General features: G+C 33.8%; 6 protein-coding genes. All 6 read left to right on the top strand.

Features of this window, described 5'->3' with window-relative positions; translation table 11 throughout:
* Positions 1-14 precede the first annotated feature (14 nt).
* The 6 genes from ACNFIH_RS09405 (at position 15) to sprA (ending at position 14,004) form a co-directional block, all read left to right on the top strand.
* Entirely contained in the window at positions 15-929 is a 915-nt protein-coding gene (locus ACNFIH_RS09405; protein ID WP_426486414.1) for a PorP/SprF family type IX secretion system membrane protein, read from the top strand.
* Between the two features lie 13 nt (positions 930-942).
* Complete coding sequence (locus ACNFIH_RS09400; protein ID WP_426486413.1) at positions 943-2,946, top strand: OmpA family protein; 2,004 nt, start codon at positions 943-945, stop codon at positions 2,944-2,946.
* A gap of 258 nt (positions 2,947-3,204) precedes the next feature.
* Positions 3,205-3,630: a CBS domain-containing protein gene (locus ACNFIH_RS09395; protein WP_026730719.1), complete on the top strand. Its 426-nt coding sequence runs from the start codon at positions 3,205-3,207 to the stop codon at positions 3,628-3,630.
* A 159-nt stretch (positions 3,631-3,789) separates the two neighbouring features.
* The gene (locus tag ACNFIH_RS09390; protein WP_035651478.1) at positions 3,790-6,081 is read left to right on the top strand and encodes an NADP-dependent malic enzyme; all 2,292 of its coding nucleotides are present in this window, start codon (positions 3,790-3,792) and stop codon (positions 6,079-6,081) included.
* Positions 6,082-6,142: 61 nt separating this feature from the next.
* Complete coding sequence (gene ruvA, locus ACNFIH_RS09385; protein ID WP_426486412.1) at positions 6,143-6,724, top strand: Holliday junction branch migration protein RuvA; 582 nt, start codon at positions 6,143-6,145, stop codon at positions 6,722-6,724.
* A gap of 23 nt (positions 6,725-6,747) precedes the next feature.
* Positions 6,748-14,004: a cell surface protein SprA gene (sprA, locus tag ACNFIH_RS09380; protein WP_426486411.1), complete on the top strand. Its 7,257-nt coding sequence runs from the start codon at positions 6,748-6,750 to the stop codon at positions 14,002-14,004.
* The last annotated feature ends 36 nt before the right edge of the window (positions 14,005-14,040 follow it).

Here is a 14,040-nt window from a genome sequence, read left to right as displayed (position 1 = left end):
TAAAAGCTTACTAAATGAAAAAATTAATTTTAATTTTCATGTTTTTTTCAGTCGTGTGTTCGGCTCAGCAAGATGCGCAGTTCACACAATATATGTACAATACAATCTCGGTGAATCCTGCTTATGCTGGTTCTAGAGGTGTATTGAATGTATTTGGATTGTATCGTACACAATGGATCGGGCTTGATGGTGCTCCAGAGACAAGTACATTTTCATTAAATACACCTTTAAGCAATAATAGCAAATTAGGTTTAGGTGTTTCTTTGGTCAATGATAAAATTGGACCAACGGTTGAAAATACTTTATCGGCTGATTTGTCTTATAGTATTCCTACTTCTGAATCATTTAAACTTTCTTTTGGAATAAAAGCTACGGCGAATATGTTTAATCTTGATGTCAGCAAATTAAGCTTTGAAAATCAAGGAGATGAACAGTTTCAGGATTTAGACAATAAATTTTCACCAAATATTGGAGCAGGGGTTTATTGGCATTCTGATAGAGCATATTTAGGATTCTCTGTTCCAAATTTCATTGAAACAAATCGTTATGATGATAACAACACAGCTATTTTCAAAGAAAAAATAAATTATTATTTCATAGCAGGTTACGTATTCAATCTGGACAAATTAGAATATATCCGATTTAAACCTGCTTTATTAACTAAAATGGTTCAGGGAGCACCATTGCAAGTTGATGTTTCGGGTAATTTCATGTTTTATGATAAATTCGTAGTCGGACTTGCTTATCGCTGGAGCGCATCAGTAAGTGCAATGGCAGGTTTTCAAGTATCAAAGGGGATGTATGTTGGATACGGATACGATCATGAAACTACCAATTTAAGACGATATAACTCGGGATCTCATGAGATTTTCCTTCGATTCGAGTTTTTCAATAGTTATAAAAAAATGACATCTCCAAGATTTTTCTAATTTGATACCGATCATGAGAATTAAAATAGTAAGCTTTTCTGTTTTGTTTGTATTTCTTTTTTTCAAAGTAAATGCACAGACAACAAAAATAAGTTCCGCAGATAAAAAGTATGATGATTATGCCTTCGTAGATGCTATAAAAGCATATGAAAGTTTGATAGAAAAAGGAACTAAAGATGAAAAAATAGTGCAAAGATTAGCTAATTCCTATTATTTTATAGGCGAATTACAGTCGGCTTTGCAATGGTATAATGAGTTATTCATATTGAATGAAGAACAAGAACCAGAATATTTGTACCGATATGCACAATGTTTAAAAGCATCAGGAAATTATCGTAAAGCCGATGAAGTTTTAGAAAAATTCAATCAAAAAGCAAATTCACAACAAAGAGCTTCTTTAATTCGAAATGATAAAAACTATTTGGAACAAATCAAATTAAATTCGGGTCGTTATGAAATTGCAGATGCCGGAATTAATTCACCTTATTCTGATTATGGAAGTTTTATTTTGGATAAAAAAATTGTTTTCACTTCAGCAAGAGATACGGGCGGAATTGCAAAGACTAGTTTTAAATGGACAAACAAATCTTTTTCGAAATTATATATAGCTGATTTAATGCCAGACGGAAGCGTCAGCAAGCCGGAATTATTTCGTAAAAAACAGAAATCAAAATTTAATGAATCGACGCCAGTTTTCACAAAAGATGGCCGAACAATGTATTTTACCAGAAATAATTTCACCGACGGAAAAAGAGGGCAAAATGACAAGCAAGTAACGCTTTTAAAACTTTATAAAGCGGAATTTATTAATGATGAATGGGTGAATGAAAAAGAACTTCCATTCAACAGCGATCAGTATAGCACGGCACATCCTGCATTAAGTATCGATGAAAAAACATTGTATTTTGCGTCAGATATGCCAGGGACTTTAGGACAGTCAGATTTGTTTAAAGTGGCAATAAATGAAGACGGAACTTTTGGTCAGCCTCAAAACCTAGGACCAATAATTAATACGGAAGGAAGAGAAACTTTTCCTTTTGTTTCAAATGAAAATGAACTTTATTTTGCTTCAGATGGACGCCCGGGACTTGGCGGACTTGATATTTTCGTTACAAAAATAAACCCTGACAGCACAATTGAAGATGATGTGCAAAATGTTGGAGAACCAGTAAACGGAAAACAAGACGATTTCGGATTTACAATTGACAGTAAAAACAGAACCGGATACTTTTCTTCTAATAGAAATAATGGCCACGGTTTAGACGATGTTTATCGTTTTGCAGAAACTAAAAGATTGGTTTGCGAACAAGATTTAATGGGAACAGTTTCTGATGCTGAATCGAATGAGGTTTTATCGAATGTAAGTTTAAATTTATTCGATGAAAATTTTAATCCTCTTTCGACAATCGTAACAGATGATAAAGGGAATTATATTTTTCCAAAAATAAAATGCGGTAAAAAATATTCTATCCGAGCATCAAAAACTGATTATGGAATAAAAGATATTTCGACAGTGCTTAAAAAAGAAAATGGTAAAACAACTTTGGATTTTACAATGCAAAAAATGTTCAAACCTTTAGCTACTAAAGCAATCGAAATCAAAAAAACAGTTGTAAAACCAGTTAAACTAGGACCAATAAAAATCGGAACAGATTTAGCCAAATTACTTCATATTCCAATGAACTTTTTTGATTTAGGAAAAGCAACCATCAAAAAAACATCGGAACTTGATTTAAATAAAGTTGTTGATGTTTTAAATCAGTATCCAAATATAAAATTAGATATTCGTTCGCATACAGATAGCCGTTCATCTGCAGAAAGCAATCAAATTTTATCTGATAAAAGAGCACAATCAACAAAAGATTGGTTAATAAGCAAAGGAATTGATGGAAGCCGATTAACAGCAAAAGGTTATGGTGAAACTCAATTGGTAAACAAATGTGCTGATGGCGTAAAATGTACTGAAAAAGAACATCAGCAAAACAGACGAAGTGAATTTATCATCGTTGGTTTGTAAAAAAGAAACAATCAAAAAAGGAGCTCTTTTCTAATTATGAAAGGAGCTCTTTTTTTATGAAACCATAGAAAGCGTTAAAAAAACAAATTTTTCACAAAAAACTTCTTCAATTGATTTCATTCTTTATTGAATAATTTTGAAAAACTGAAATGTAGTGTATTTTATTTAAAATGAACGAATTAGATTTTTAAAAAGTAAATTTTAATAAAAAGTTTTGTCATTTTTTATTTAACTTTATAAATCTAAATTTTTTCAGATATGACTGTAAATCAAATACTAAACGCAAAAGGAAGAAATGTTTATTCCGTACTTTCAACTACAACAGTTTATGAAGCATTGAAAGTAATGGGCGAAAAAAACATAGGGGCAATTCTTGTAATTGATGGAACTGACCTAAAAGGAATATTATCTGAAAGGGATTATGCTCGAAAAATTGTTTTGAAGGATAAATCGTCAAAAGAGACTTTTGTTCATGAAATTATGGAAAGCAATGTTATTACAGTAAATCTTTCAAATAATATTGAAGATTGCATGGAGCTGATGAGCACAAAAAGATTCAGACATTTGCCAGTTTTAGAAGATGGAACTGTAGTTGGAATTATCTCCATAAGCGATGTTGTAAAAGCCATTATCGAAATTCAAAAAGATACCATAAACCACTTGAATTCTTATATTTCGCAATAAAAAAAAGCCAAAATATATAGTTGTAAAAATAGTCCTGATTTTGAAGGACTATTTTTTTTTGATGCCGTAAATTGTTATTTTAACAAAAGAAAGCACTAAAAACGCCCCATTTTAAACTAAGACTTATATCTTTGTAAGCTAGAATAAAAGCTAAAAATAATGAACAAAGAGAGTAAAAGAAGAGAAGCGCTGCTGTATCATTCAGAGCCGACTCCAGGAAAAATTCAGGTAGTTCCAACAAAAAAATACGCAACCCAGAGAGACTTATCGCTGGCTTATTCGCCAGGAGTTGCAGAGCCATGTTTAGATATTGCAGCAAACGTTGAAGACGTTTATAAATACACAGCAAAAGGAAATTTAGTAGCTGTAATTTCAAATGGTACAGCCGTTTTAGGACTTGGGGATATTGGTCCTGAAGCATCAAAACCTGTAATGGAAGGAAAAGGTTTATTATTTAAAATATTCTCTGATATTGATGTTTTTGATATCGAAGTCGATACAAAAAACGTAGAAGAGTTTATCCAGACTGTAAAAAATATCGCTCCAACTTTTGGAGGTATCAATCTTGAAGATATTAAAGCACCGGAATCTTTTGAAATCGAAAGAAGACTAATTGAAGAATTAGATATTCCGGTAATGCACGATGATCAGCACGGAACTGCAATTATTTCTGCAGCGGCTTTAATCAATGCATTAGAATTGGCTGGAAAAAAAGCTGAAGATGTTAAAGTTGTAGTTTCAGGAGCAGGTTCGGCTGCAATTGCTTGTACAGATTTATATGTTTTATTAGGTGTAAAAGTTGAAAACGTTTTAATGTATAATAGTAAAGGACTTTTAACAAAAGACAATCCTTCACTATCTGATTTGCAATTGAAATATGCTTTTGACGGCGCTAAAATTGAATTAGCAGAAGCTGTAAAAGGTGCTGATGTTTTCATCGGACTTTCTTCTGGAAATATTATGTCGCCAGAAATGTTATTGACAATGGCTGAAAATCCGATTGTTTTTGCAATGGCAAATCCAAATCCGGAAATCGATTATAATCTGGCTGTAGAAACTCGTAAAGATGTTATTATGGCTACAGGACGTTCTGATTTTCCTAATCAGGTTAACAACGTTCTTGGTTTTCCATATATTTTTAGAGGAGCACTTGACGTAAGAGCTACAAAAATTAACGAAGCGATGAAAATGGCGGCTGTAAAAGCTTTAGCTATTTTGGCAAAAGAACCAGTTCCAGAGCAGGTTAATGTTGCGTACGGCGCGACAAAATTAGGTTTTGGCCAAGAATATATCATTCCTAAACCTTTTGATCCTCGTTTAATTACAGTTGTAGCTCCTGCAGTGGCGAGAGCGGCGATGGAATCTGGAGTAGCAAAACATCCTATTACTGACTGGGCCGCTTATGAAGATGTGCTTCGCGAACGTATGGGTAATGACAATAAAATGGTGCGCTTAATTACTAATCGCGCTAAATTAAATCCAAAACGAATTGTTTTTGCTGAAGCTGATCATTTAAATGTTTTAAAAGCAGCACAGATTGTTTACGAAGACGGAATCGGTTTCCCAATTTTATTAGGAAACAGAGAAATTATATTAGAATTAAAAGCTGAATTAGGTTTTGATGCTGATCTTGAAATCATCGATCCTAAAACAAACGAAGAAGAAGAAAGACGTAACAGATTTGCAAATTCATACTGGGAAACAAGAGAACGCAGAGGTGTTTCGTTGCTTGATGCTCAGAAATTCATGCGTGAAAGAAACTATTTTGCAGCCATGATGGTAAATGAAGGTGAAGCAGATGCGGTTGTAACTGGTCATTCAAGAAGTTATCCAAGTGTTGTAAAACCAATGCTTCAATTAATTGAAAAAGCACCTGGAGCTTCACTTGTTGCAACTGCAAATATGATGCTTACAGCACGTGGCCCAATGTTTTTGTCTGATACTGCAATCAATATTAATCCATCTGCTCAAGATTTAGTTAATATTGCATTGATGACTGCAAAAACTGCAAAAATGTTTGGTATTGAGCCAGTTATTGCAATGGTTTCTTATTCAAACTTCGGTTCATCAACACATCAAAATGCATCAAAAGTTAGAGAAGCGGTTGCTTATCTGCATAAAAATCATCCTGAATTGATTGTAGATGGAGAAATTCAGGCAGATTTCGCTTTAAATTCAGAAATGCTAAAAGAAAAATTCCCTTTCTCTAAATTAGCAGGAAAAAAAGTAAACACATTGGTTTTCCCTAACTTGGAGTCGGCAAACATCACTTATAAGCTATTGAAAGAATTGAATAAAGCAGGTTCAATAGGCCCAATTATGATGGGACTTAACAAACCTGTACATATTTTCCAATTAGGAGCAAGCGTTGAAGAAATGGTCAACATGGCTGCAATTGCAGTTATCGATGCTCAGGAAAAAGAAATTAAAAAAAATAAATTAGCACAATAGTCCAATATAGAAAAGAGAAAAATCTTATTTTTATGTATATTTGGTACTATAAATTATATTTATGATAGCACATTTGCAAGGGAAATTAGTTGAAAAGAATCCCACAGAAGTTGTAATTGATTGTGGTGGAGTGGGATACCATGTAAATATCTCTTTGCATACCTTTTCGTTAATTCCTAATGCTGATTTTATAAAATTGTATACGCATCTTCAAATTAAAGAAGATGCGCATACTTTATTTGGTTTTGTTGAAAAGTCAGAACGCGAAATATTCAGAATGTTATTATCTGTTTCTGGTATTGGAGCTAATATTGCAAGAACAATGTTGTCTTCGATTGAACCAAAACAAATTATTAATGCGATTGCATCTGGAGACGTAGCAGTTATCCAGTCAATTAAGGGGATTGGAAGCAAAACAGCTCAAAGAGTTATACTTGATTTAAAAGAAAAAGTGTTAAAATTGTATGATTTGGATGAAGTTTCAGTAGTTCAAAACAATACAAACAGAGATGAAGCGTTATCTGCTTTGGAAGTTTTAGGATTTGTTCGAAAAGCTTCTGAAAAAGTAGTCGAAAAGATCGTAAAAGATGATCCGGAAGCTACAGCAGAAACCATCATAAAAAGGGCATTAAAAAGCTTGTAACTCAACTAACATAAACCAAATGTATGCGTAAAATTTGTATTTTTTTACTGGTTTTATTTTGCGGTAATGTTTTGCAATCGCAAGTAAATCCGGCAGTTCAAGATACAACTAAAACTCAGTTTTCCAAAGGAAAGTTAGAGTTGAAAGATCCTCCAAGCATACTTTCGGCCTATAAATACGATCCAATATCAGATCGGTATATTTATACTAATTCAGTTGATGGTTTTCCAGTAAACTATCCTATTATTTTAACTCCCAAAGAATATGAAGATTTAGTTCTGAAAGAGTCTCGTCGAGATTATTTCAGAAAAAAAGCTGATGCTATAGATGGAAAAAAAGCAGGAAGTGAGGCTGCAAAAAAGAATTTACTTCCAAGATATTATGTTAACTCAAGCTTTTTCGAAAGTATTTTCGGGAGCAATACAATTGACGTAAAACCCACAGGTTCTGTTGAAATGGACTTGGGGATACGATATACAAAGCAAGACAATCCATCATTTTCACCCCGAAACAGGTCCAGTCTCACATTTGATTTTGATCAAAGAATCAGTATGAGTTTGATGGGAAAAGTAGGAACACGATTAGAAGTAAATGCTAATTATGATACTCAATCTACATTTGCTTTTCAAAACTTATTTAAATTAGCTTACACTCCTTCTGAAGATGATATTATTCAGAAAGTCGAAGTAGGTAATGTCAGCATGCCTTTAAACAGTACTTTAATTCGTGGTGCGCAGAGTTTATTTGGTGTAAAAACACAATTACAGTTTGGAAAAACAACGGTAACAGGTGTTTTCTCCGAGCAAAAATCACAAACAAAGAGTGTTGTAGCCGAAGGAGGTGGTACGGTGCAAAATTTTGATTTGTATGCGTTGGATTATGATAATGACCGTCACTTTTTCTTGTCTCAGTTCTTTAGAGACAGGTATGATGCTTCGTTAAAAAGTTATCCCGTTATCAATAGTCGTGTTCAGGTAACACGAATAGAGGTTTGGGTAACTAATAAGCAAAACAGGGTAAGCACAACAAGTAACAACCTTCGTAATGTTATTGCGCTTCAGGATTTAGGTGAAGGACCTCTTAGCGGTGTTCCTGATAACGAAGTTGTTGTTATCAGTTCAACTGCAGGATTTTTTAATAAGCCTGTTGATTCACCTGCTGATAATGAGAATAATGCGTACGATCCTGCAGCAATTGGTCAAGCGGGATCATTTTTAAATTCGAATATTAGAGAAATCGTTACGGCAAAATCTGGATTCAATAATACAAATGTAAGCGAAGGAACTGATTACTCAATATTAGAGAATGCCCGCAAATTGACAGCAAATGAATTTACTTTCAATCCGCAGTTAGGATATATATCATTGCAGCAACGTTTGGCAAATGATGAGATTCTGGCTGTAGCTTATGAATATACCGAAGGAGGTAAGGTTTATCAAGTTGGAGAATTTGGAAGTGACGGTGTTGATGCTACAGTTGTGACCGGAAATAATAATAATTCTAATCAGGCGATTATTACACAAAGTTTGATTTTGAAGATGCTTAAAAGCAACTTGACAAATGTGCAAAATCCGGTTTGGAATCTGATGATGAAAAACGTTTATCAAATTCCACAGGCATATCAAATCAAACAAGATGATTTTAGAATGAATATCTTGTATACTGATCCTTCTCCAATTAACTATATTACTCCGGTAACGGGATCTACTTTTCCGCCAAATCCAGCCCCTGATAATAAAGTAGATCAGACTCCTTTGCTGAATGTCTTTAATTTGGATAAGTTGAATTATAACAATGATCCACAAACAGGAGGAGATGGTTTCTTTGATTATTTGCCAGGTATTACTGTTGATGTTCAAAATGGTAGAATTATATTTACTTCAAAAGAGCCTTTTGGAGAAGTATTGTTTAACAAATTGCATGTTTCAAATTCTGCAGAAACCTACAATGACCCAAGTACATATAATCCGAACCAGCAGAAATACGTTTTTAGAAGCATGTATCGCAATACACAATCTGGTGCATTGCAGGACAGTGACAAGAATAAATTTTTACTTAGAGGAAAATATAAATCTTCAGGAAGTAACGGAATCCCAATTGGAGCCTTTAACGTGCCTCAAGGTTCTGTTGTTGTAATGGCAGCCGGACGAAGACTTGTTGAAGGTATCGATTATAGCGTTGATTATCAATTAGGACGAGTTCAAATTTTAGATCCATCGCTTCAGGCTTCAAATACACCAATTGAAGTTTCATTAGAGAATAATTCTATTTTTGGACAGCAAACCCGAAGATTTATTGGATTCAATGTTGAACATAAAATTTCAGACAAATTTGTTGTCGGCGGTACGTATTTAAAAATGACGGAAAAACCGTTTACTCAAAAATCAAGTTACGGTCAGGAATCAGTAAACAATACAATTTTTGGATTCAATGGTAATTATGCAACAGAAGTTCCATTCCTTACCAGATTAGTGAATAAGCTTCCAAATATGGATACTGATGTTCCGTCAAATCTTTCGATACGAGGTGAAGTTGCTTTTTTAAAACCCGATGCTCCAAAAGCAAGTGATTTTGAAGGCGAAGCAACAATTTATATTGATGATTTTGAAGGTTCTCAGTCAACAATTGACATGAGATCTGCATATGCATGGAGTTTAGCGTCAACTCCCTTTGTAAATTCGATTAATGATAATACATTTAACGCTAATTCAAATACGCTTGATTACGGATTTAAACGAGCAAAATTGGCTTGGTATACAATCGATCCAATTTTTTACTCCTCAAAACCATCCGGTATTTCAAACGATGATTTGTCATTGAATTCTACAAGAAGAATTTACAGTAAAGAGTTATATCCAAATACAGATATTGCCCAAGGTCAGATTCAGGTGGTTAATACACTTGATTTAACTTATTTCCCGTCTGACAGAGGACCTTATAATAATAACCCAAATTTTAGTTCAAGTGCAGCTTCGTCTAATTTTGGAGGAATTATGCGTGCGCTGAATTCAACAAATTTCGAACAGGGTAATGTTGAATATATTCAGTTTTGGGTATTGGATCCTTATGTTGGAAACGGTGAAGCTCCGGCAAATAATACAGGTAAAATCTATTTCAACTTAGGTGAAGTTTCTGAAGATGTTTTAAAAGACGGAAGAAAACAATATGAAAATGGTTTAGGTCCGGATCAGGTAATGGTAAATCCGCAACCTATTTGGGGTGATGTTCCAGCTTCTCAATCGTTGATTTATGCATTTGATACTAACCCAGATAATCGTAAAAATCAAGACGTTGGTTTAGATGGTTTGCCAGATGCTAAAGAAGCTGCGATTTATAATAATTATGCAGGGGAACAAGATCCCGCAGCTGATAACTATACTTATTATCTGAATACAGACGGAGGAGTTATCAATCGTTACAAAAAATATAATGGTACAGAAGGCAATTCTGCTGTTAGTATTAATGATCCTAATCGTGGGTCAACAACATTGCCAGATGTAGAGGACATTAATCGTGACAACACTATGAGTACGATTAATGCTTATTATGAATACAGCATTGATTTGAAACCAGGAATGCAGGTTGGGTCAAATTATATTACGGATATCCGCGAAGTAAGTAATGTCGAATTGCCAAACGGAGGAACTACAAATGCAAGATGGATTCAGTTTAAGATTCCGGTATCAAAACCAGAAAATACAATCGGAAACATTTCTGATTTTAGATCGATTCGTTTCATGCGTATGTTTATGACTGGTTTTAATGATCAAATGACAGTGCGATTTGGAGCTTTGGATTTAGTTAGAGGTGAATGGAGAAAATATACTGGTACACTTGATGCAAATGATCCAAATCCAGATGATGACGGAGTTCAGTTTGATGTTGCCGCAGTTAATATTCAGGAAAACGGAACAAAATGTCCAGTAAATTATGTTATTCCGCCAGGTGTTCAGCGAGAACAATTGTATAACAACAATACGATAATCAATCAAAATGAGCAGGCTTTAGCAGTTCGAATTGGAGGGGCAGGATTACAATATTTAGATTCTAGAGCTGCTTTCAAGAATGTAAGTGTTGATATGCGTCAATACAAAAAACTGAAAATGTTCTTGCACGCTGAATCTCTTCCTAATGAAGCTACTTTAAGAGACGATGAAATGGTTGGTTTTATTCGTTTTGGTAATGACTTTACTCAAAACTATTACCAAGTTGAAATTCCGTTAAAAGTTACACAAACAGGAGGGTCTTGTACGATAAGCCCGGATTTGGTTTGGATGGAAGAGAATAATATCGATTTGGCGTTAGATTTATTGACCAGAATGAAAATTAAGGCAATGCCATTGGATATTAATTCTCCTAAAAGAGATATTAATGGGGTTTATTATCCTGATGATGATCCGGATTTAATTCCAGACGGAGGTGATGGTGACAGCAAATTAAGATTAGGTATTAAAGGAAATCCCAACTTTGGTTTGGTTCGAAATTTAATGGTGGGAGTTAAGAGCAGGGCCGATCATAAAGATATAAAAGGAGAGGTTTGGTTCAATGAGCTTCGTATGTCAGATCTGGACAATAAAGGCGGTATGGCGGCATTATTAAATGTCGATACCAATATGGCTGATTTTGCAACCATTTCTGCAACAGGAAGAAAAAGTACGATTGGATTTGGATCGCTGGAGCAAGGTGCAAATGAAAGAGATCGTGAAGATATTCAGCAGTATAATATTGTAACCAATTTAAATTTAGGAAAATTATTGCCACATAAATGGGGAATCAATTTGCCTTTTAATTATGCAATTGGTGAAGAAGTTATTACGCCAGAATATGATCCTTTTAATCAGGATATTAAATTAGATCAGCTGCTTAACGAAACTACTGATCAGGCAGAAAAAGATAATATCAGGACTCGTGCAATTGATTATACAAAACGTAAAAGCATCAACTTTATAGGTGTAAGAAAAGATAGGGCTCCAGAACAAAAACCGCATGTTTATGATGTTGAAAATTTCACTTTTTCACAATCATATAATGAGGTGGCACGCCATGATTATGAAGTTGAAGATTATAGAGATCAACAATCAAATTCTGCTGTAAATTATGCTTATACTTTTCAGCCAAAAGAAGTTGTGCCTTTCAAGCAGACCAAATTCATGAAAAAAAGTGATTATTGGAAAATGCTGAGCGATTTCAATTTTAATTATTTGCCTTCGAATATTACGTTTAATACAAATATTTTAAGACAAAGCAATCGTCAACAATATAGACAGGTTGAGGTTGAAGGTATAGGACTTGATCCGCTTTACAGAAGAAATTTTGCTTTTAATTACCAATATGGATTTGGTTTTAATCTGACTAAATCATTAAAATTAAATTATACAGCGGCATCAAATAATATTGTGAAGAATTATTTGAATGAAGATAAAACACCAAAAGAAGATTTTAATATTTGGGATGATTATTTAGACATTGGTACACCAAATCAGCATTTGCAGCAATTAGTATTGAATTATGAAATTCCATTGTATAAAATTCCGGTTCTGAGTTTTGTAAAAGCGAGTTATTCTTATACAGCTGATTACAGTTGGCAACGTGCTTCTACAGCTATGTCTGAATTTACTGCTGATGATGGAATTACGTATAATTTAGGAAATACAATTCAGAATGCCAACTCAAATACATTGACGACAACCTTAAATATGAATTTATTATATAAATATTTAGGATTGACGCCAGGTGCAAAAACAGCTGCAAAACCTAAACCAGCCGGGCCTCCAAAACCTGGAGAAAAAGTTGTGAATAATACTGCAAAACCTGTAGAAAAAAATAGTCCGTTTTATGATGGTTTAATTGGAGTTTTAACAAGTGTAAAAAACATTCAGGTTAATTATACTAAAAATAGCGGAACAGTTTTACCAGGATATACGCCAAGTGTTGGTTTCTTTGGTACAGCAAAACCATCGTTAGGATTTATTTTTGGAAGTCAGGATGACGTTCGATATGAATCAGCAAAAAATGGATGGTTAACGAATTATGATAATTTCAACCAAAATTTCACGCAGGTAGAAAATAAGATTTTAAAAATAACTGCGAACATGGATTTATTGCCAGATCTAAAAATTGATTTAGCGATGGATCGTGCATATTCTGAAAATTCATCAGAGCAATATAGTGTTAGAGATTCAATAGGACAATTATTTTATAAGCCTTTGTCACCTTATACTTATGGAATGTTTTCAATTTCAACAGTGCTAATTAAAACATCTTTTGCGACAAGCAATGAAAATGAATCTGCTGCATTTGATGATTTTAGAAATAATCGTTTGGTAATTGCAAATCGTTTGGCAGAGGATCATTATGGTGCAGGTTCAGCGATTCCGAGATATGATGCAACAGCACTTCCTCCTGAAAATCCTAATGCACCTATAGAAGATCTTTCAAATCCAAATAACAGTCAGAGAAAGTTAATTCAGTCAAATGACGGTTATCCGATAGGTTATGGTAAAAGTAATCAGGCGGTATTGCTTCCTTCTTTTTTAGCGGCATATACAGGAAAAGATGCGTCGAACGCTTCGACTAGTATTTTTAGAAGTTTTCCTATTCCAAACTGGTCGATTAAATATAATGGGTTGATGCGCTTTAAGTATTTTAAAGATCACTTTAGACGTTTTTCATTGCAGCACAATTACCGTGCATCCTATACCATAAATCAATTTAGGTCTAATTTTGATTATTATGAGAATCCAAACGGGCAAGATATAAACTCGAACTTTTATAATCAAACGATAATGTCAAATGTCAATTTAGTAGAACAGTTTAGTCCGTTGATTCGAGTTGATTTTGAGCTGAAAAGTTCTTTCCGTTTGCTGACTGAAATAAAAAGAGACAGGGCATTGTCAATGAGTTTCGACAATAACTTGCTGACTGAAGTAAGAGGTGTAGAGTACGTTGTAGGAATGGGTTATCGATTTAAAGATGTTATTTTTTCATCTCGTTTAGCGGATAATCCAACGGGAATTATTAAAAGTGATATTAACATAAAAGCTGATTTTTCATATCGAAATAATCAAACATTGGTGCGTTATTTAGATTATGACAATAACCAGTTGGCAGCAGGACAAAATATTTGGGCATTAAAATTAACAGCAGATTATGCATTCAGTAAAAATCTGACAGCTATATTTTATTATGACCATTCATTCTCGAAAGCAGTTATTTCGACTTCTTTCCCGCTTACAAATATTAGATCAGGATTTACGCTGAGATATAATTTCGGAAATTAAATTTAGAATTCTGAACTAAATTTTATTAGAAGATTA

Origin of the sequence: Flavobacterium sp. 2 (assembly GCF_049949195.1) — a bacterium.
Classification (GTDB): Bacteria; Bacteroidota; Bacteroidia; order Flavobacteriales; family Flavobacteriaceae; genus Flavobacterium.
Note: the sequence above shows the minus strand (reverse complement) of the source record. Positions and strands in the feature narration are given on the sequence as shown.

Coding starts and splice junctions, on each gene's coding strand:
- ruvA (WP_426486412.1), top strand. CDS start 6,143: ATGATAGCACATTTGCAAGGGAAATTAGTTGAAAAGAATCCCACAGAA.
- ACNFIH_RS09405 (WP_426486414.1), top strand. CDS start 15: ATGAAAAAATTAATTTTAATTTTCATGTTTTTTTCAGTCGTGTGTTCG.
- ACNFIH_RS09400 (WP_426486413.1), top strand. CDS start 943: ATGAGAATTAAAATAGTAAGCTTTTCTGTTTTGTTTGTATTTCTTTTT.
- sprA (WP_426486411.1), top strand. CDS start 6,748: ATGCGTAAAATTTGTATTTTTTTACTGGTTTTATTTTGCGGTAATGTT.
- ACNFIH_RS09390 (WP_035651478.1), top strand. CDS start 3,790: ATGAACAAAGAGAGTAAAAGAAGAGAAGCGCTGCTGTATCATTCAGAG.
- ACNFIH_RS09395 (WP_026730719.1), top strand. CDS start 3,205: ATGACTGTAAATCAAATACTAAACGCAAAAGGAAGAAATGTTTATTCC.